We start from the raw sequence: 1423 nt of genomic DNA on the forward strand, positions 1-1423 counted from the left end.
CATTTCCAGCTGGCGAAGGGGTATCTGACCCCGGAGAGCCTGCCACTGCGGCTGGCCCTGCTGGGTGGCCCACCAAAACCGGATTCTGCGGCATTCGCCCGTGATGAAGAAGCCCGGCGGGCGGCACTGGCGTTACGCGGGACCGCCCGTGAAAAACTGGCGGCCACGGACGCGGAGTTGACCTTCCCGGCCCCGGCCAGTGCGTTCTCCTGCGCGCTGGGCACGGACATCAGCGTAAAAACCACGCCGCACCTGTACACCCTGATGCAGCGCGTGTTGACGGATGCGGGCGGTTCAACCTATGTCGGCAAGAATGCCTATAACCGTACCCGACCGTTTGTGGTGCATGACGAAGGAACCTGCCGTAAAGACATGGAGCCGGTGCTGCGCACGGACGGCTCCTGGCCCTCCGGCCATTCGGCTGCGGGCTGGGCCTGGGGACTGACCCTGGCCGAGGTGCTCCCGGCGCGGGCGACCGAAGTCCTGGCGCGTGGGCTGGCCTTTGGGCAGAGCCGGGTTATCTGTGACGCCCATTGGCAGAGCGACGTGGATGCGGGCCGCATCATGGGGGCGGCCACGGTCGCCGCCCTGCACGATAACCCGGCCTTCGTGGCGGACCTGGCTGCGGCGAAGGTGGAAGTGGCTGCGGCCCTCTCCGCCGGGCAGGCACCGACGCAGGACTGCCCGGCCGAACAGGCCGCGCTGTCTCTGTCACAGCACTGAGAGAGGGAACGTTATGCCTCAATGTAACGCGTTGCGCGCACCGCCTTCCTGCCACAGGGCGAGTGTCCTGGCTGCCCTGGCGCTGACCTGTGCCCCGCTGTACGCCCTGGCCGCACCGGGCACGGCTGACATCTCGCCGCCCCCTGCGCCTGCGGACCGGGTTCTGCCGGTGACCGCCTGGCCGGATGCGCCATTGCCGGTGTCGCCGCCCCTCGCGCTGTCGGCGGCGGATGAGTGGCACTTTACCGGGGGCCCCTACCTGTGGGCGGCCGGGTTGCGGGGGGATGTGGGACACCGCAGTACGGGGACGGCGTTTGTGAAATCGAACTTCAGCGACATCGCGCACGACCTGGATGTGGCGATGATGGCGATGGGGGAGTTTCGTCGGGGGCCCTGGAGCGTCCTGGTTGATGTGATGTTCATCGACACCACGACGCATTCCCGTCTGCCCGACGGCGCCCCCGCCGGACAACTGACGCTGGACGACCGAACGGTCTCCGGTTTTGTGGGGGGCGGGTACAGCCTGTGGTCCACGGCGTCGTCCCGCGTGGACGCGGTCGGCGGAGCCCGACTCTGGTACAGCAGCACCCACCTGAGTCTGCACGACGGTGATGCCGACGGCGTGTCAGGCTCTGACCGGGCGACCTGGGTGGACGCCCTCGCCGGGGTGCGCGGGAAAGTCGATTTAGGGACGCGCACC

Annotated in this window: 1 protein-coding gene and 1 pseudogene; both read left to right on the top strand. The window is 68.4% G+C overall.

The genetic code is table 11. The annotated features are described in order from the left end of the window. A partial coding sequence (locus M2406_RS26395) for a phosphatase PAP2 family protein (protein ID WP_259191944.1) occupies nt 1–723 on the top strand: 723 nt, incomplete at its 5' end. A 316-nt stretch (nt 724–1039) separates the two neighbouring features. Then, nucleotides 1040–1423, top strand: a pseudogene (locus tag M2406_RS26400) (hypothetical protein); the annotation flags it as partial.

Source organism: Serratia sp. BIGb0163, from assembly GCF_024809935.1.
GTDB lineage: Bacteria > Pseudomonadota > Gammaproteobacteria > Enterobacterales > Enterobacteriaceae > Serratia > Serratia quinivorans.